This is a genomic window from Marinicauda sp. Alg238-R41, from assembly GCF_947331485.1.
Taxonomy (GTDB): Bacteria; Pseudomonadota; Alphaproteobacteria; order Caulobacterales; family Maricaulaceae; genus Marinicauda; species Marinicauda pacifica.
Genome location: NZ_CAMZOJ010000001.1, coordinates 247,485 through 264,861, shown reverse-complemented (window position 1 = coordinate 264,861; position 17,377 = coordinate 247,485). Strand labels below are relative to the sequence as shown.

Genomic DNA, 17,377 nt, shown 5'->3' with positions numbered 1-17,377 from the left:
CCCATGGACAAGGCCGTACTGACTTGCGCGCTCAACGGGGTGCTCACCAATCCGAAGACCCATCCGGTCCCGGTCACGCCCGAGCAGATGGCCGCGTCCGCGCGCGAGGCCTACGATGCCGGGGCGAGCGTGATGCACGTGCATTTCCGCATGCAGGACGAGGGGATGGGTCATTTCCCGAGCTGGGACCCCGATCTGTGCGAGGAGGTGGTCGACGCCATCCGCGCGTCCTGCCCCGGCGTGATCATCAACCAGACCACCGGCGTCGTCGGCCCGGACGTGTCCGGCCCGATCGCGGTGATCAAGCGGATCAGGCCCGAGATTGCCGCCTGCAATGCCGGGTCGCTGAATTATCTGAAACTGAAGAAGGACAAGAGCTGGGCCTGGCCGCCCATGGTCTTCGACAATCCGGTCGAGAAAATCCAGAAGATGCTGGACGCCATGGACGAGACCGGCGCACACCCCGAGTTCGAGTGCTTCGATGTCGGCATTGTGCGCTCGGTCAACATGTATATCGAGAACGGCATGGCCCCGGCCGCCCACTATAATTTCGTGATGGGCGTGGCTTCGGGCATGCCGGTGGATGCGAAGCTTCTCGAGCTCCTGCTGGGTTACAAGCGCGAGGGCGCGCCCTGGCAGACCACGCTGATCGGGCGTCAGGAAATCTGGCCGGTCCATCAGCGCACGGCCGAACTTGGCGGGATGCTTCGCACCGGACTTGAGGATACCTTCTATCTGCCGGACGGCGAACGCGCCGGCGGCAACGGGGTCTTGATCGAGGCCCTGGCACAGTGTGCGCGCAATGCGGGACGCGATGTCGCGTCGCCCGCAGACGCGCGCGCCATCATGCAGCTCGGGGAGGAGCAACATGGATCAGACGGCGTGGACCACACTTCCGCGGCTCGGTAAGGAGAAACGCTTCGCGTCCACTCCGGCCTGGCTGATCGAGCAGGGCCGGAAACGGCCGGAGGCCACCGCCTATCTGGTCCATGACGGATCGGACTGGATTGAAGCCAGCTGGGCCGACTATGCGGGCATGGCGCAACGGGCTGCGCGTGCGCTTGTCTCGCTGGGGGTCAATGCGGCCGACTCGGTTGCCATTCTGGGGTTCAACCGGCCGGAATGGACCATCATGGCCAACGGTGCGATGATGATCGGCGCCCGCCCGGCGGGAATCTACTGGACGAGCGCTCCGCCCGAGAGCGCCTATATCCTGCAGCACTCCGAAGCGCCGGTCCTGCTGATCGAATCCCTCGCACAACTCGAAGAGCTCGACAGCGTGCGCGGCGACTGCCCGGACCTTCGCACCATTGTGGTCATGGACGGCGAGCCGGCGCGCGAGGGCGTGCTGTCCTGGGCGAGCTTCCTGGCGCTGGGCGAGGAGGGCTTCCAGGGGAGCGTCGATGCGCGGTTGAACGCGATCGAGCCGGCCGATATCGGGTCGCTGATCTACACCTCCGGCACGACCGGCCCGCCCAAGGCGGTGATGCTGTCGCACGGGGCGATTGCGTGGACGGCCGATCTCCTGACCCGGTCCTTTGGCGGCGACGAGAACGGGCGCGGCCTGTCCTACCTGCCGCTGGCCCATATTGCCGAGCAGCAGGCCTCGCTGCACTGCCACCCGATCCGGGGCAATGCGATGTATTTCGCGCGCTCGATGGAGACGCTGGCCGAAGACATCCAGCAGGCCCGGCCGACCATGTTCTTCGGTGTCCCGCGGGTGTGGGAGAAGATGGCCGAAACCCTGAAAGGGCGCATGAAGCAGGCGAGCGGCCTGCAGAAGACGCTTCTGGACTGGTCGGTGAAGGTCAATCGCGACTGGCATGCGGCCAGGCTCGAAGGCCGGTCGCCGGGTGCGGGCAATTCGCTCCAGCGCGGGCTGGCTAACACGCTGGTTACCCGCAAGATCAAGGCGGCGATGGGCCTGGACCAGGCAGACACCTTCATCTCCGGCGCGGCGCCGATCTCCCCGGAAGTCCTGCGCTTCTTCACCGGCATCGACATGGTCATCCTGGAAGGATACGGCCAGTCGGAAACCTCGGCACCCACGACGGCCAACCTGCCCGGCGCCACGAAGCTCGGCACGGTGGGCAAGGCGTTCGACGGGATCGAGACCAAGGTCAGCGAGGAGGGCGAGCTTCTGGTGCGCGGGCCGGGCCTGTTTTCCGGCTACATGAAGAATAACGAAGCGACCGCGGACTCCTTCACCGAGGACGGCTTCCTGCGGACCGGCGATGTGGTGAAGGTGGACGAGGAGGGCTTCGTCACCATTACCGGCCGGATCAAGGACATCCTGATTACCTCCGGCGGCAAGAACATCACGCCGGCCAATCTGGAAACCGACCTGATGAATATCGACCTGGTCGAGCATGCGGTCGTGGTCGGGGACGGGCGCCACTACCTGACGGCGCTGATGACGCTGAGCGCGGATGCGTTGAGTGCGTTTGCCAAGGCCCACAAGCTCGCCGATCCGGGACCGGAGCATCCGGCCGTGATCGAGGAGGTGCAGCGCGGCGTGGACGCGATGAACCAGCGCTATGCAAGGGTGGAGAATATCCGCAAATTCCGCCTGCTCGGCGCGCCGCTGAGCGTGGACACCGGCGAATTGACACCGACCATGAAGGTCAAGCGCCGCATCGTGATGAGCGCAACAAGGCTCTGATCGACGCCATGTACGATGAGGACTGAGAGGGCGGAAGCGCGTCCGCGCCCGGCTCCGGCCGCCCCGCCGGACCGCGTGGACGTTCTGGTGATCGGGGCGGGCATGTCCGGCCTCGCCATCGCCTATCAGCTCAAGCGCCGCGGCATCGACGATTTCGTGATCGTGGAGAAGAGCGGCGGGGTTGGCGGTGTCTGGCGCGATAATCAGTATCCCGGCGCGGGATGCGATGTGCCCAGCCATCTCTACTCTTTCTCCTTCGCGCCAAAGGCCGACTGGAGCCGGAAATTCGCGCCCCGTGACGAGATCCTGGACTATTTCGAGGATGTCGCGCGCAGCTTCGATATCGTCGGCCATTGCCGGTTCAACACAGCGGTCACGACACTCGAATTCGATGCGCAGGCCGGACGGTGGATCGTCACGCTGGCGGACGGGAAGCGTGTCAGCGCGCGCAGCGTGATCAGCGCGGTGGGCCAGCTGTCCGAGCCCTTTACGCCCGACCTGGCCGGGCTCGACCGGTTCGAAGGCCGGGTCATGCATACCGCGCGCTGGGACCGCTCGGCCGACCTGACAGGTCAGCGCGTGGCGGTGATCGGCAATGCGGCGAGCGCCATCCAGCTCATCCCCATCGTGGCCGATCAGGCAAGGACGCTGAGCGTCTTCCAGCGCACGCCAAACTGGGTGATCGAGAAGCCGGACCGCACATTCACCCGGGCCGAGCACTGGCTGTTTGGCAATTTGCCCGGCTATCGCCGGCTCTACCGCACGGGCAGTTTCCTGATCCACGAGATGCGCTTTGCGGCCTTCCGCCAGGGCTCGCTCGCCGCGCGCTTCACCCGCTGGCAGCTTGAGCGCAAGATCAGAAAAGCCGTGCCCGATCCGGCGATGCGCGAGACTCTGACCCCGGATTACGCGCCCGGTTGCAAGCGTGTGCTGCTGTCCAACACCTATTTCCAGACGCTGGCGCGCGAGCATGTATCGCTGGTCAGCGACCCTATCTCGCACCTGGAGGCGGACGCCATCGTGACGGCAGGCGGCGACCGGATTGACGCCGATACGGTCATCCTTGCGACCGGGTTCAAGGCCACCGAATTTCTGTCCACCCTGAGCGTGACCGGGCCGGATGGGCGCACGCTGGCCGAGGTCTGGGGCGCCTCGCCCTCGGCCTATCGCGGCGTGGCGGTTGCCGGGTTTCCCAATCTTTTCATGCTCTACGGGCCGAACACCAATCTGGGGCATAACTCCATCATCTTCATGACCGAGCGCCAGGCCGAATATGTCGCCGCCAAGGTGGAGCGCCTGCTGTCGCACGACCTGAAGAGCTTGAGCGTCCGGCCGCAGGCCCAGGCCGCGTTCGATGCGCGCGTCCAGAGGAGCCTCGCCGGCACTGTCTGGGCCGGGGCGTGCCCGAGCTGGTACAAGACCGAAGACGGGCGCATCACCAATAACTGGTCCGGACTGGCGAGCGCCTTTGCGCTGACGCTCGCCCGGCCCGATCAGTCGGCTTGGGAGGAAAGATAGGGCGCGGCCCAGTCGGGCACGCGCTTGATCGCCTTGTATGCCTCGGGAAGCAGCGGGGCGAAGAGCTGGAAGTCGTGCCAGAGCTTCTCCCAGATCTCGCATTTCACCGCGACACCGGCCTGGACGAGCTTTTCCGCCAGACGCACGGAATCGTCGAGCAGGATTTCGTCACTGCCGACCTGGATATAGGTGGGCGGCAGGCCGGTGAGGTCGCCAAAGAGCGGCGAGGCGTCGGGCGATTGCCCATCCGCGCCATGTAGATAGAGTTCCGCACCCTTGTGAAGGTACGAGGTTTTGAGCATCGGATCGATGCCGTCCTTGGTGCGCGCGGAGTTCCCCGACATCGTCAGGTCGACCCAGGGCGAGAGGAGGTAGAGCGCATCCGGCAGGCGGTCGCCATCGCCCTTCAGGCGCAGCGTGGTCGCCAGCGCCAGTCCGCCGCCGGCGGAATCGCCCGCCATCAAGATCGGCCCCTGCGTGTCGCTGCGCAGTGTGCGGTAGGCGGCCAGCGCGTCGTCAATGGCGGCCGGGCAGGGATGCTCGGGCGCGAGGCGGTAGTCGAGCGAGATCGCCTCCAGACGCAGGGCGCGCGAGAGGTTGGAGACAAACGGCTTGTGGCTTTGTGCCGAGCCGCGCGAATACCCGCCGCCGTGCAGGAAAAGCAGCACGCCATCGCGTGCGCCTTCCGGCACGAAGCGCAGGGCGGGCCGGCCGGCATACTCGATCCGGCTGACCTCCACGCCGCTTGCGGTCGGCAGGGCGTCGCCAGCCTTGTCCATACGGGCGCGCTGCACCTCGGCGGGCTGGTTCGGGGAGAGCGAGGTCCGCCCGGCCTTGCGGGCCATGCGCCGGGCCAGCCAGCGCCGGGGCGAAAGGCCGGGCCGCGCCGGAATATGTTCGATCATGAAGGAGGCTCCCCGATTGGACATTCAGCGTTCGGGGGCAGTCTGCCACTTTTTTGAACGACAGTTCAATTATTTAGGGGTGTTTCGCCCGGCGCTGCCTGAGCCACGACGCGCTCGGCCCATTCGGCGAAGTCCTCCATGGCCTGTTCGTAGCCGAGATCGTTCAAAGTCTCGTGCCGGGCCTGGGGGTCGATGCGCAAGGTGATGTCGGTAAAGCGGTCTGCTTTCAAACGGCTAGCCAGGGTGCGCATGGCCTTGGCCTTGTCCGTCGCAGGGTCCTGGCCGCCGCCGGCCAGATGAAGGGGCAGGTCACGGCGCATGCGCTCGATCCGGTCGCTGGACTCCGCGCGCTCGAACCCGGTCACCAGATCCTTCCAGAGCGAGATCGAGGCGCGCCAGCCCGAATCGGGATCGGCGATATAGGCATCGACCTCTTCAGGGATTCGCGACAGCCAGTCGGACGGGGTGCGGGCGTCTTTCACCGTCTTGCCGAACTGGGAAAAGGTCAGCGTATTCAGCCACGTGGCAGTGGCCGTCTGAGGTTTGAACAGGCCTTCCAGCCACAGCACGGCGCGCATGAGACCGGTCATGCCGCCCAGAACCAGGTTGGAATTCCAGACCGCAACCCCGGACAGACGCTCGTACTCCTGCTGGGCATGGTTCATCGCGACGACGCCGCCCATCGAATGACCGAAAACGATGACCGGCAAATCACCAAAGCGTTCAGTGAGATAGCCACGCAGGAAGAGGGCGTCCTGCATCACCTTGTCCCAGCCATGATCCCCGGCGAAGACGCCGCGCGGCGCGTCCGGAGCGGTGGTCTGGCCGTGACCGCGATGATCGTGAGCGCAGGCAATGAAGCCGCGCTGTGACAGGAAGCGCGCGAAGCGGGCATAACGTCCGGCATGCTCGGCCAGCCCGTGGTGGATCATGACGATGGCCTTGGCCGGTCCCTCGGGTTCTTCGATGCGCACCGCCAGGCTCGCCCCGGTCGGACTCTCCACGTGCGTGATCGCAAATTCCTCTGTCATGCCAGCCCCTTCATTGTCGTCTTGCGCCTTGCGCTTCAGCCCGGTGATGGGCAGCCTAACCCGCTATGACAGTGCGCACACCATGAGATGCATGTGACCGATACCACCGCCATTCTCGCCATAGACCAGGGGACAACCTCCAGCCGGGCCATCGTGTTCGACCGGGCCGGAGAAATGGTTTGCCTCGCCCAGGAGGAGTTCTCCCAGATCTATCCCCGTCCCGGATGGGTCGAACACGATCCCGAAGTGATCTGGGCGACCGTGTTATCCACGACCCGCAGCGCGATCCACGCCGCCGAACGCAAGGGCTTCCAGATCGCCTGCCTGGGCGTCACCAACCAGCGCGAGACCACGCTGGTCTGGGACCGCAAGACCGGCCGCCCGGTCCATAACGCGATCGTGTGGCAGGACCGGCGCACGGCGGGCACGACGGCCAGGCTGGAGCGCGAGGGTCATGGCGCGGACGTGGCGGCGCGCACCGGCCTGGTCCTGGATCCGTATTTCTCGGCCACCAAGCTGGCTTACATCCTGGACACGGTCGACGGTGCGCGAGAGCGCGCGGCGCGCGGCGAGCTGTGCTTCGGCACGGTGGAGAGCTTCCTGATCTGGCGCCTGACCGGCGGGCGGGTCCATGTCAGCGACGCGACCAATGCCAGCCGCACCAGCCTGTATAATCTCGCCGCGCAGGACTGGGACGATAACTTGCTCAAACTGTTCGACATTCCGCGCGCCCTCCTGCCGGAGATCGTCGATTGCGCGGGCCGTTATGGCGACAGCGATGCGGGGCTTCTGGGTCAGAGCTATCCGATCACCGGGGCGGCGGGCGACCAGCAGGCCGCGGCCATCGGCCAGGCCTGCCTTGTCCCCGGGGAGATGAAGTCGACCTACGGGACCGGCGCCTTCATGCTGCTCAACACCGGATCGAGAATAGTGGCCTCGCAGAACCGGCTCCTGGCCACCACGGCCTGGCGCCTGAACGGACATTCAAGCTATGCGCTGGAAGGCTCGATGTTGTCAGCCGGAGCGAGTATCCAGTGGCTGCGCGACGGACTCGGCATTATCTCGCACTCGCGCGAAGTCGAGCCGCTGGCCGCGAATGCGGACCCGGAGAGCGAGATTTACCTCGTGCCGGGATTCACCGGACTGGGCGCGCCGCACTGGGATGCGGACGCGCGCGGGCTGATCTGCGGACTGACGCGCGGGGCCGGCCGGGCGGAGATCGCCCGCGCGGCGCTGGATAGCGTCGCCTACCAGACCGGGGATTTGTTGACGGCCATGGCCGCCGACGGCGCGGATGTCGCGCGGCTGAAAGTCGATGGCGGCATGGTGGTCAACGATGCGCTGATGCAGCGCCTGGCCGATTTGTGCAACACCGAGGTCGTCCGCCCGGTCAATGCCGAAACGACGGCCTGGGGCGCGGCCTTCCTGGCCGGGCTCGGGGCGGGCCTGTTCTCGGGACTTGAAGACGCCGCGGCAGTCTGGCGCGCCGACCGGCACTTCACCCCGCAGATGGACAGCGCGCGCCGGGACACGCGGGTCGCCGGCTGGCGCAAGGCGGTGCAGCGGGCGCGGCTTTAGGGGCCTCGGGGGCAACCTCTCTGAGGTCCCGGGTCTCCGCTGCGCTCCGCCCGGGATTTCAAAACTTATAATATGGTGAAACCCCGGCCGACCGGAGGGAGCGCCGGGGCCTCGGTGTGATTAGCCTCTGCGGGGGTCCCGGGTCTTCGCTTCGCTTCGCCCGGGATTTCAGGGAGTGTGATTTTGCCGGAAGGGCGATCTTCGCTGCGCCTGGGGCTTCAAACCGTGAGGTCCTCGTAGAGATCGCGCCAGTCGAGGTTTATCGACTCGATGAGTTCGATCTTCCAGGCGCGATGCCAGCGTTTCATCCTGCGCTCGCGCTCGGCGGCGAGGGTGACGTGATCGTGAGCCTCGTAATAGACCAGCCGCGTGCAATTGTGTTTCGCCGTGAAGCCCCGGATCGCCTTCGTCCGGTGCTGCCAGATTCGCCGGATCAGGGTCTCGTTGCACATGCCGGTATAGAGAACGCCATGCGGCTTGTTCGTCATGATGTAGACGAAAGCGCGATACATTTTTTTCTCCCCTTGGGGGAAATATGCGCAGGCGTGTGCTTCGTGGCAACGAAAAGTTGATAGGTTCACCCGGGGGTGGCTAGCGTCTGCGAGGTCCTAAGGTCGCCGCTTCGCTTCGCCCGGGATTTCAAGACCTATAATATGGTGAAACCCCGGCCGACCGGTAGGGAGTGCCGGGGCCTCGGGGTGATTAGCCTGTGCGGGGTCCCGGGTCCCGGGTCTTCGCTGCGCTTCGCCCGGGATTTCAAGGATGGCAAAACTGGGCGCCTCTAATCCTCCAGCGCGCTGCGCGCCCAGTCGAGGGCGCCCGATTTCAACGGGGCGGCATGATCGAAATAGCCGTCCCAGGGATCGGATTTCAGGCTGGAGAGGCGGCGGGGCAGGGTTTCGACCGTGTAGTCGTGGCCCGAGCTTACGCGTGACAGCTCGTCCCAGCGCAAGGGCGGGGCGCCGCGGCGCCGATCAGAAGATGTCGAAGATCTCGCCGAGCAGGCTTTCGCGCTTCTTCGGCTTGTGCCCGCCATAGGAGCCGGACCGGCTGTCTTCACGGCCGCGCTCGTCCCGGCTGCGCTCGTCATACCCGGCGCGCGGTGCCGGGCCGCGTGCCTCGGCGGCCGCGCTCTTCTCGATGATCTTGTCGAGTTCGCCCCGGTCGAGCCAGACGCCCCGGCATTTGGGACAATAGTCGATTTCCACGCCCTGGCGTTCGGTCATGACCAGGGTTTCATTGTCCACGGGGCATTGCATCGCGCGTCTCCTGCATTGGGGATGTGACCGCTCTGCAATTAGGAGATCGCGGGCCTTCATCAAGAGGTCCGCGCCCCGATTATCCGAGCGTTTCGGGCCGGAAGAGCAGGACCGGCACCAGGCATCTCTGGATCATCTGCGTCGTGGTCGACCCGATGATGAGCCGGCGGATGCGCGAATGGCCGTACGCCCCCATCACCAGAAGGTCGGCCTTGCCCTCTCCGGTCTCGCCGGCAATCACGGTTTCCGGTTCGCCGGAGACAATGGAGGTCTCCACCGTATAGCCGGCTGCCTCCAGCGTGTTGGCCGCTCCATCCATCGCGTCGGTGATGGCGCGCGATTCCTCACCGGCATGCAACAGGTGCAAGGTCATGCCCTTGAACAGCTGGCCCTTGGCGATGTGATCGACGGCCTTGGCCACGCTCGGCCCGGTATCGAAGGCGATCAGCGCGCGCTGCGGCGTCTTGAAGGCGCGCGAGGCGACCAGGACCGGCGTCTTGGCCGCGCGCACCACCCGCTCCAGGTTCGAACCCAGATGCATGGAGGCAAAGTCGGCATGCTCGCCGCGCTTGCCGATCACGATGAGGCGCGCCTCGTCTTCCAGCTCCTGGACCGATTCCAGCAGCCCCCCGGTGCGCAGGCGGGTGCGGACCTCGCCCGCGCCGGCCGACTCGGCCTGGGCCTTGGCCGCGTCGATCAGTGCCCGCCCGCGCTCGCGCGCCAGCTGCGCGGCTTCCTCGTCATGGCGCGACAGCTTTTCCAGAAGCTCGGAACGCGCGCCCAGCGTCAGATTGCCGGTCAGGTTGATCGGCGCATCCGCACTTGGCCGGTGCGGCACGACGTGCAGCAGGTCGATCCCGAAGCCGGTCTTGCCTGCGACCCAGGCGGCATGCTCGATCACGCTCTTTGAATAGGGCGAGGCGTCAATCAGTGCGACGATACGGTCCATAATGCGTCCTCTCCCTAATGGCCCGACAACATGTCGTCGGCGCCCGGCTCGTTATGACGGCCCAGCTTGTCGACCAGCGTCTTGCTCGCCTCGTTCATGCCGACCAGGGCGACCTGCGTGCCCTCGCGGCGGAATTTCAGTACCGCCATGTCGATGGCCTGCACGCTGGAAATGTCCCAGATATGCGCCCGGCTCAAGTCCAGCGTGACATGGTCGACGGCTTCCTTGAAATCGAAGCTCTTCAGGAAGTCTTCGGACGAGGCGAAGAAGAGCTGGCCCTCCACCGTGTAGACCCGGGCGCGCTCGTCTGCGGTCAGCACCGAGTCGATGCGGAACAGGTTGGACACCTTCCAGGCGAAGAAGAGCGCGGACAGCAGCACGCCGATCAGCACGCCGATCGCCAGGTTGTGCGTCACGATCACCCCGGCCACGGTCGCGATCATCACCACGCTGGAGCTCCACGGGTGGGTGCGCAGATTCTTCACCGACGACCAGCTGAACGTCCCCACCGCGACCATCAGCATGATGGCGACCAGAGCCGGCATCGGGATCATCGCGACCCAGTCGCCCAGCACCAGCACCATGAAGAGCAGGAACACGCCGGCACTGAAGGTCGACAGCCGGCCGCGTCCGCCCGACTTCACGTTGATGATGGACTGGCCGATCATCGCGCACCCGCCCATGCCGCCCAGAAAGCCGGTGACGATATTGGCCGACCCCTGGCCCATGCATTCGCGGTTCTTGTCGCTCGGCGTATCGGTCAGATCGTCGACGATCTGCGCGGTCAGCAGCGACTCCAGAAGCCCGACGACCGCCACGGCGGCCGAGTAGGGCAGGATGATCATCAGCGTCTCGAAATTCAGCGGAATGTCCGGCAGCAGGAAGACCGGCAGCGTATCGGGCAGCTCGCCCATGTCCCCGACGGTGCGGACATCCAGGCCGAAGGCGACGGCGATCCCGGTCAGCACCACGATGCAGACCAGCGGGGAGGGGACGGCCTTGGTGATCAGCGGCAGGCCATAGATGATCCCCAGCCCGGCGGCGACCATCACATAGGTCAGCCAGGTCACGTTGATCAGCTCGGTCAGCTGGGCCATCGCGATCAGGATGGCGAGCGCGTTGACGAAACCGGTCAGCACCGAACGCGATACGAAGCGCATCAGATTGCCGAGCCGCAGCGCGCCGGCGCCGATCTGCAGCACGCCGGCCAGGATGGTGGCCGCGAACAGATATTGCAGGCCGTGTTCCTTGACCAGCGTGATGAAAAGAACCGCCGTGGCAGCCGTCGCTGCCGAGATCATGCCCGGCCGCCCGCCGGTGAAGGAAATCATCACGGCGATCGAGAAGGAGGCGTAGAGGCCGATTTTCGGATCGACACCGGCGATGATCGAGAAGGCGATCGCTTCGGGTATCAGCGCCAGGGCGACCACCAGGCCGGCCAGCAGATCGCCGCGCACATTGCCGATCCAGTCGCGTTTCACATGGCGCAGCAATTGATCGGTATCCAGGGAAAGGCTCATCAGGTTCTCATCATTGCGCCGGCGCGCAGGACGCACCGGTCTCGCATCAAGTCTGGGCGGACACAGGAATAGGTGGAGGAGCGCGTACGCCACCGTCCGCCGGGAGACAAGGTCTGGGTGTGGGTTGCACGGCGGCTATGCGGTATTGCAGGCCGGGTTGTTGCTGCGCTGCCGCATGGTACGGGCACAGGCCCTCGTTCTGGCGAGCTTCGAGTTTCCCGTTGCGCTCTCGCACCGGTTTTCCCATGATCGCCGAAGGGGATGCGCACGCGCATCGGGTCTTGGGGGACTATTCAATGCGCATTTTGATGACGGCTCTGGCACTGGCCACCGGATTGGCCACGGGATTGTCCTGTGCTGGCTCGCCCGCTCTGGCTCAGGACGGTGAAGAGGCCGGGTCCCAGACCCCGGCCGGGGCGGCGCTGGAAAATGCCGCCGAGACTCTGTCTCCCGACACCGACATCGACGCCGGCCCCGGTCCCGGTCTGGACGCCGCAACCGCCGAGCCGCGCGCCTGGCAGGACCTGCCCGGACCGGTTGCCCTCGTCTGCCCGTTCCGCAGCGAAGTCGATTACGAGCCGGGCGAGATCGAGTGCGGCTTCATCACCGTGCCTGAGAACCGCTCCGACCCCGACAGCCGCCTGATCCGCCTGCATTACGTGAAGATCGCCGCGACCGGAGAGGATGACGCCGGCGACGCGGCAGAGACGCGTGACGATCCGGTCATCTATCTGACCGGCGGCCCGGGCGTGGGCGTGACCAGCTATGTGTCGCGCCTTCGCGAACATGACCTCGTCCGCCATCGCGATCTTTACATCCTCGAGCAGCGCGGGATCGGCGCGAGCGGCAATCTCTGTCCGTATTTCACCGACACCAACCGGGCCGCCCTGTGGACCGAGAGCGTCTACGAGGCCGAAGTCGAGGCCGCCGAGCGCATGCGCGCCTGCTTCCAGACGGCGGCGGCCGCCGGCATCGACCTGTCCGGCTACAACACGATCGAGAATGCGCGCGATGTGCGCGCCCTGCGCGAGGCGCTCGGCTTCGAGGCGTGGAATGTCTGGGGCATTTCCTACGGCTCGCATCTGGGACAGATGCTGGTGCGCGAAGACCCGGACGGGATCCGCGCCATCGTTCTGGACGCCATCGTTCCGAACGATATCGGCGATCTGATGCGCATGGGCCGCTGGGGCGGCCTGGTGCTGGAGAATGTGTTTTCCACCTGTGAGGATGCGTCGGTCTGCAACGATCTGGAGACGCGCTTTGCCGCGGCGCTGGAGCAGGCCAAGGCCGAGCCGGTCGTGGTGGAGACGGACAATACCGAGCTCTACCCGGAGGGCCGCGTACGCTTTGGCGGGGAAATCCTCGCCTTCGCGCCCTTCATGATGATGTACGAGCAGGATGAGCATCCGGCCATCCCCGCGGTTATGGACACGCTCATCACGGCGGTCGAGACCGACGACATGACGGTCTACGACCTGCTCGCCTCCGGTGACATGGGCGGTGCCGCCGGCATGTCGATCTCGCTCGGCATGGCCAATGCCATCCGCTGCAATGACGGCTACTACGCGGCCTCGGCCCGGGTGGCGGAAAGCGATCTTGAAGAGAACCCGCACTTTGCCGGTCTCATCTTCACGCCGGAAGGCGCCGCCTATCAGGCCCAGGTCTGTGTCGATGAAGGGCTCGGCCCGCGCAATCGCGACGCCTACGAGCTGGTCGAGACAGACATTCCCGCCCTGATCGTGAACGGAGCCTGGGACCCGGTTACGCCGCCGCCGCTGGCCGAGCGTGTGGCCCGGGGCTTCTCCAATGGCCGCTATATCGAAGTGCCCTTCGCCGGGCACGGTCCGACCCGCTCCATGAGCGAGTGTGCCGGCGCGGTTCTGACCGATTTCTTCGACAATCCCGACGCCGCCGCGCTCGACGCCGCGTGTCTGGAGGAGGGGGTGGACGCCCCCGTCTATCTCGACCTGTTCGAGACCAGCGCCGTGCGCCGCGCCGGCATCATGGCCACTGACGATCCTCAATCGCTGGCCGGACCGGGGGCGTGGGCCGGGGTGTCCGTCCTGGCCCTGCTGATCGCCGTCTTCGCCTTTCCGCTCGGATGGATCGCGCGCGCAATCGATCGCCGCCCGGCCAGCGAGCTCAGGGCCGAAACCGGCGGCGCCCGGTGGCTGGCCGTTCTCGCTGCCGCCTCGGGGCTCGGCTTTGCCGCCCTCATCGCGCTCGGCGGCTACCAGGCGAGCGAGGTCTCACTGTTCGCCCTGCTGGCCGGCTTTGCCGCTCCGGCCGGGGCCGGGGCATGGCTCGTGCTGATCGCGGGCGTGCTGGGTCTGCTGGCGATTGTCCAGGTCTGGCGCGCCCGCGCCGCCCATCACGGCATGCGCATCGGGACGCTGGCCGGCATCACCCTGACCGGCCTGGCCGCAATCTCGCTGACCGCCTTCGCCATCGTATGGGACCTCGCGCCGTTCTAGGGCGGCGCGGGCTCCATCTGATGTCGCCCCACACCCTCACCCTGAGGTGCGAGCGTAGCGAGCCTCGAAGGGTCGGATGACGCGCGTGGGCACCCTGTCCTCTCTGGGTTCCGGGTCTCGCTTTGCTCGCCCGGAATGACGAAGGGTTCGGGTTTTTCGAACCCCAACGAACTTCGTCATCCCGGACTTGATCCGGGATCCAGAGAGCGTGGAACGCTGTCACCCGATGACGGCGCCCGGTCCTCTCCTGGGTCCTGACTTTCGTCAGGAAAGAGAGCTTGTACCGACCCGAGGCGCCGGCTCGCCTGCGCAGACCTAAGGATTTTCCAAGGGGTATTTGCCCTCCGATGCTTCGAGGCCCGGCTGTCAGCCGGGCACCTCAGCATGAGGGAGGTAGAATGGTCTTAAGGTTTTGATATATAGATGGTTTGCGTCACTCGATGTCGCCCATCCCCCTCACCCTGAGGTGCGAGCGTAGCGAGCCTCGAAGGGTCGGATGACGCACGTTGGCACCCTGTCCTCTCTGGGTTCCGGGTCTCGCTTTGCTCGCCCGGAATGACGAAGGTTTTGGTTTTTCAATACTCTCCAACGCTCGTCATCCCGGACTTGATCCGGGATCCAGAGATCGTGGAGCGCTGTCACCCGATGACGCCGCACCGTCCTCTCCTGGATCCTGACTTTCGTCAGGAAAGAGAGCTTGTACCGACCCGAGGCGCCGGCTCGCCGATTTGGCCTCGACGGCCCGTGTGACCGCGAACCAGACCCAGGCATCGAACTGGCTGGCCAGGCTGGCGCGGAAATAGTGCGAGGCGCGCTCGGTCTCGGGCCGGTAGATCACGCCGATGGCGCGCTGCAGCTTGGGCTCGGACAGGCGCTGGCGCTGCGTCTCGTCCAGCGCGCCCAGATCCAGCAGGAAGCGGCCGATGCCCGTGCGGAAGGCATGATCCTCGTGTGCATCTTCCAGTGCCGGACGAACCGTCTTGACGCGCATCCGGCCGTCCCAGTCATCGGCGGCGGCCACCTCGCCCTCATGGGTTGAAAACCCGATCAGGGCGCAGTCATCGCCATATTTTTCGCGCACCAGCTGGCCGATATTGTGCTCGCCGCGAATCCAGCCCATCTCCGTCTGGGACGCATCGCCGATATGGGAGTTGTGCGCCCACACGATGGCCTTGGCGTCCGGCCCGCGATGCTCCAGCAGGCGGTCCAACGTATCGGCCATATGGCTGTCGCGCAGATTCCAGCTATTGGCGTCGCCATAATACATGGTGCGGTAGTATTTCTCGGCCTCCTTGACGATGCGCGCATTCTGCTCGGCATCGAACAGGCCTTCCCCGTTCTCGACGCGCTCCTTGAGCAGCTCGGTCAGGACCGAGACCACCCGGTCCTCGCATTTGCGGAAGCCGTTCCCGATGCGCATGCGGGCATAGCTGCCCGGTTCGCTGCAATACGGGGTCAGGCAGCCATAGCGTTCGCGCGCGGCATCCGCGAGGTTGCTGTCCTCGCCTTCCAGAAACTCGATGACGGCCTCGATCGAGGCGCACAGCGAATAGACGTCGAGCCCGTAAAAGCCGGCCTGGTATGTTTCCTCGCGGCCGCGATTGATCTCGCGCAGCCGGCGGACCATCGCCCAGGTCTCCTCATTGCGCCACATCCAGCGCGGGAAGCGGGTGAAGGGCTCTGCGGCGTGCTGGCGCTCGCCCGCGCCTTCGCGGATCGCCTTGTCGTAGATCGCCGCGTCCGGCCAGTCGGCCTCGACGGCGACGATGTTGAAGCCGTGCTCGCGCACCAGATGCTCGGTGATGGCTGCGCGGGCCGAATAGAACTCGCTCGTGCCATGGGTGGACTCGCCAAGACAGACGACCTTCCGGTCGGCGAAGCGCTCCGCCATCCTGGCCAGGTCCTCGTGGGTATCGAAGGGCTCGGCGGCGTCGGCCATGACGGAGGCAAGGTCGGGCGCGCTGTGGCCGGGCCGGGTCGCGGTAGGCGTCTTGTGGCCGGGCTGCACATGGCCCGGCTTGTCCGGGTCGGCGACCAGGGGCACGAAGCGGACCGCGTCGTGCTCGATGGTTTCATACTCGTCTTCGTCGATGCGGCGGATCTCGGTCAGCACCTGGTGGCCGTCGACCGAGAGCGGGATGATCAGGCAACCGCCGATCGCGAGCTGGTCTTTCAGCGCGGCGGGCATGTCGCCCCCGGCCGAGACGATGATGGCATCGAAAGGCGCCTCGCCGGGCAGGCCCTTCGTGCCGTCGCCGTGAATGATGCGGACATTGCCGTAATCGAGTTTCTCGATGACTTTCCGGGCATGTTCGGCCAGTGCCTTGTGGCGCTCGATGGCGTAGACCTTGTCGGCGATCTTGCCCATGACCGCGGCGGCATAGCCGGAGCCCGCGCCGACCTCCAGTACGGTGTCGGACGGGTCGAGGCCGGCCAGCTCGATCATCCGGGCCACGATGAAGGGTTGGGAAATCGTCTGCTCCTCCGCGATGGGGAGAGGAGAGTCCTCATAGGCAAATTCGCGCAGATCCTCGGGAATGAATGCCTCGCGCGGTACGGCCTTCATCGCGTCCAGCACGGCGGGCGTGGCGATGCCGCGCCGCGCGAGCTGGAAGGTCACCATCGCGCTGCGGTCGTCGCCGTAGAAGTCGCGCTGGGCCATGGCTGTCTCCCGTCTGTCGCTCTGAGAAAGCGCGGACGGCGGCATGGCGAGCCGGAACCGTCCCGCTCGATGACAGCGAAACGCGCCCCGGTTCTGACGTGTTCCCGATGGGCGCGGCCGTACCGGCCGGGAACACGCGCGCGGGCGAGCGGGTTTCGTCAGGAGGACACACGAAAAAAAGGAGGCTGACTCCATGGCCCGGTGCGAACAGTGCGGAAACGATTATCACTCGCCCATCGAGATCACGATGAAGGGCAAGTCGCACACTTATGATTGCTTCGAATGCGCCATCGAACAGCTCGCCCCGCGTTGCGCGAAGTGCAGCACGCGCGTGATCGGCCACGGGCTGGAAGCGGACGGCGCGGTCTATTGCTGCGGCCATTGCGCCAGCGAGGCCGGCGTCCAGGCGAGCGCGTGATGCCCTGAAAATTCCGGTCCCCCTGAAATCCCGGGCGGCGCAGTGCCGACCTAAGGACCTCGCAGGGGTATTTGCCCTCCGATGCTTCGAGGCCCGGCTGTCAGCCGGGCACCTCAGCATGAGGGAGTGGGTTGGTCTTAAAGATTTGATATATCGATGACTTGCGTCACTCGATGTCACCCATCCCCTCACCCTGAGGTGCGAGCGGAGCGAGCCTCGAAGGGTCGGATGACGGCGCCCGGTCCTCTCTGGGTTCTAAGGTCTCGCTTTGCTCGCCCGGAATGACGAAGGCTTTGGTTTTTCAATACTCTCCAACATTCGTCATCCCGGACTTGATCCGGGATCCAGAGAGCGTGGAACGGTGTCATCCGATGACGGCGCACCGTCCTCTCCTGGGTCCT

The 17,377-nt window shown here is 65.7% G+C and carries 14 protein-coding genes; 6 read left to right on the top strand and 8 right to left on the bottom strand.

The window, feature by feature from the left end:
* Nucleotides 1-3 precede the first annotated feature (3 nt).
* The 3 genes from PGP17_RS01175 to PGP17_RS01165 are packed head-to-tail and all read left to right on the top strand — an operon-like array spanning nt 4 to nt 4,180.
* Complete coding sequence (locus PGP17_RS01175) at nt 4-909, top strand: 3-keto-5-aminohexanoate cleavage protein (protein ID WP_270373827.1); 906 nt, start codon at nt 4-6, stop codon at nt 907-909.
* Nucleotides 869-2,662 carry an AMP-dependent synthetase/ligase gene (locus tag PGP17_RS01170; protein ID WP_270373826.1) on the top strand — a complete coding sequence of 598 codons (1,794 nt, stop codon included), beginning with the start codon at nt 869-871 and terminating at the stop codon, nt 2,660-2,662. The genes PGP17_RS01175 and PGP17_RS01170 overlap by 41 nt, the downstream gene beginning before the upstream one ends.
* A 15-nt stretch (nt 2,663-2,677) precedes the next feature.
* Nucleotides 2,678-4,180 carry a flavin-containing monooxygenase gene (locus PGP17_RS01165; RefSeq protein ID WP_270373824.1) on the top strand — a complete coding sequence of 501 codons (1,503 nt, stop codon included), beginning with the start codon at nt 2,678-2,680 and terminating at the stop codon, nt 4,178-4,180.
* Here PGP17_RS01165 and PGP17_RS01160 read toward each other — a convergent pair.
* On the bottom strand, nt 4,156-5,085 hold the full coding sequence (locus PGP17_RS01160; RefSeq protein WP_270373823.1) for an alpha/beta hydrolase: 930 nt from the start codon (nt 5,083-5,085) through the stop codon (nt 4,156-4,158). The two genes, PGP17_RS01165 and PGP17_RS01160, sit on opposite strands and share 25 nt — an antisense overlap.
* A 65-nt stretch (nt 5,086-5,150) precedes the next feature.
* Nucleotides 5,151-6,116, bottom strand: a complete 966-nt coding sequence (locus tag PGP17_RS01155) for an alpha/beta fold hydrolase (protein ID WP_270373821.1) — start codon at nt 6,114-6,116, stop codon at nt 5,151-5,153.
* Nucleotides 6,117-6,203: 87 nt separating this feature from the next.
* On the opposite strand from PGP17_RS01155, the gene glpK reads away from it, so the two are divergent.
* Complete coding sequence (gene glpK, locus PGP17_RS01150; protein ID WP_442915114.1) at nt 6,204-7,694, top strand: glycerol kinase GlpK; 1,491 nt, start codon at nt 6,204-6,206, stop codon at nt 7,692-7,694.
* A gap of 218 nt (nt 7,695-7,912) precedes the next feature.
* On the opposite strand, the gene PGP17_RS01145 is transcribed toward glpK, so the two are convergent.
* The 5 genes from PGP17_RS01145 to PGP17_RS01125 all read right to left on the bottom strand — a co-directional run bounded on the left by PGP17_RS01145 (nt 7,913) and on the right by PGP17_RS01125 (nt 11,422).
* Nucleotides 7,913-8,206, bottom strand: coding sequence for a GIY-YIG nuclease family protein (locus tag PGP17_RS01145; RefSeq protein ID WP_270373819.1), 294 nt, complete (start codon nt 8,204-8,206; stop codon nt 7,913-7,915).
* Between the two features lie 269 nt (nt 8,207-8,475).
* Complete coding sequence (locus PGP17_RS01140) at nt 8,476-8,646, bottom strand: hypothetical protein (RefSeq protein WP_270373818.1); 171 nt, start codon at nt 8,644-8,646, stop codon at nt 8,476-8,478.
* 22 nt (nt 8,647-8,668) lie between these two features.
* Nucleotides 8,669-8,953 carry a TFIIB-type zinc ribbon-containing protein gene (locus tag PGP17_RS01135; RefSeq protein ID WP_270373816.1) on the bottom strand — a complete coding sequence of 95 codons (285 nt, stop codon included), beginning with the start codon at nt 8,951-8,953 and terminating at the stop codon, nt 8,669-8,671.
* 79 nt (nt 8,954-9,032) lie between these two features.
* Nucleotides 9,033-9,902 (bottom strand): universal stress protein, encoded by an 870-nt coding sequence (locus PGP17_RS01130; RefSeq protein ID WP_270373815.1) that lies wholly within the window; start codon nt 9,900-9,902, stop codon nt 9,033-9,035.
* 14 nt (nt 9,903-9,916) lie between these two features.
* A complete protein-coding gene (locus tag PGP17_RS01125) occupies nt 9,917-11,422 on the bottom strand; it encodes a SulP family inorganic anion transporter (RefSeq protein ID WP_135944893.1) in 1,506 nt (501 codons plus the stop codon).
* Between the two features lie 296 nt (nt 11,423-11,718).
* On the opposite strand from PGP17_RS01125, the gene PGP17_RS01120 reads away from it, so the two are divergent.
* Nucleotides 11,719-13,896 carry an alpha/beta hydrolase gene (locus PGP17_RS01120; protein ID WP_270373814.1) on the top strand — a complete coding sequence of 726 codons (2,178 nt, stop codon included), beginning with the start codon at nt 11,719-11,721 and terminating at the stop codon, nt 13,894-13,896.
* Between the two features lie 595 nt (nt 13,897-14,491).
* On the opposite strand, the gene PGP17_RS01115 is transcribed toward PGP17_RS01120, so the two are convergent.
* Complete coding sequence (locus tag PGP17_RS01115; protein ID WP_270373813.1) at nt 14,492-16,558, bottom strand: protein-L-isoaspartate(D-aspartate) O-methyltransferase; 2,067 nt, start codon at nt 16,556-16,558, stop codon at nt 14,492-14,494.
* Nucleotides 16,559-16,751: 193 nt separating this feature from the next.
* On the opposite strand from PGP17_RS01115, the gene PGP17_RS01110 reads away from it, so the two are divergent.
* Nucleotides 16,752-16,976 (top strand): hypothetical protein, encoded by a 225-nt coding sequence (locus PGP17_RS01110; protein ID WP_270373811.1) that lies wholly within the window; start codon nt 16,752-16,754, stop codon nt 16,974-16,976.
* Nucleotides 16,977-17,377 lie beyond the last annotated feature (401 nt).

What these genes read in the sequence shown, in the direction of transcription:
- PGP17_RS01170 (WP_270373826.1), top strand. Translation starts at nt 869, where the DNA reads ATGGATCAGACGGCGTGGACCACACTTCCGCGGCTCGGTAAGGAGAAA.
- glpK (WP_442915114.1), top strand. Translation starts at nt 6,204, where the DNA reads ATGCATGTGACCGATACCACCGCCATTCTCGCCATAGACCAGGGGACA.
- PGP17_RS01155 (WP_270373821.1), bottom strand. Translation starts at nt 6,116, where the DNA reads ATGACAGAGGAATTTGCGATCACGCACGTGGAGAGTCCGACCGGGGCG.
- PGP17_RS01135 (WP_270373816.1), bottom strand. Translation starts at nt 8,953, where the DNA reads ATGCAATGCCCCGTGGACAATGAAACCCTGGTCATGACCGAACGCCAG.
- PGP17_RS01110 (WP_270373811.1), top strand. Translation starts at nt 16,752, where the DNA reads ATGGCCCGGTGCGAACAGTGCGGAAACGATTATCACTCGCCCATCGAG.
- PGP17_RS01130 (WP_270373815.1), bottom strand. Translation starts at nt 9,902, where the DNA reads ATGGACCGTATCGTCGCACTGATTGACGCCTCGCCCTATTCAAAGAGC.
- PGP17_RS01175 (WP_270373827.1), top strand. Translation starts at nt 4, where the DNA reads ATGGACAAGGCCGTACTGACTTGCGCGCTCAACGGGGTGCTCACCAAT.
- PGP17_RS01115 (WP_270373813.1), bottom strand. Translation starts at nt 16,558, where the DNA reads ATGGCCCAGCGCGACTTCTACGGCGACGACCGCAGCGCGATGGTGACC.
- PGP17_RS01120 (WP_270373814.1), top strand. Translation starts at nt 11,719, where the DNA reads ATGCGCATTTTGATGACGGCTCTGGCACTGGCCACCGGATTGGCCACG.
- PGP17_RS01160 (WP_270373823.1), bottom strand. Translation starts at nt 5,085, where the DNA reads ATGATCGAACATATTCCGGCGCGGCCCGGCCTTTCGCCCCGGCGCTGG.
- PGP17_RS01145 (WP_270373819.1), bottom strand. Translation starts at nt 8,206, where the DNA reads ATGTATCGCGCTTTCGTCTACATCATGACGAACAAGCCGCATGGCGTT.
- PGP17_RS01125 (WP_135944893.1), bottom strand. Translation starts at nt 11,422, where the DNA reads ATGAGCCTTTCCCTGGATACCGATCAATTGCTGCGCCATGTGAAACGC.
- PGP17_RS01165 (WP_270373824.1), top strand. Translation starts at nt 2,678, where the DNA reads ATGAGGACTGAGAGGGCGGAAGCGCGTCCGCGCCCGGCTCCGGCCGCC.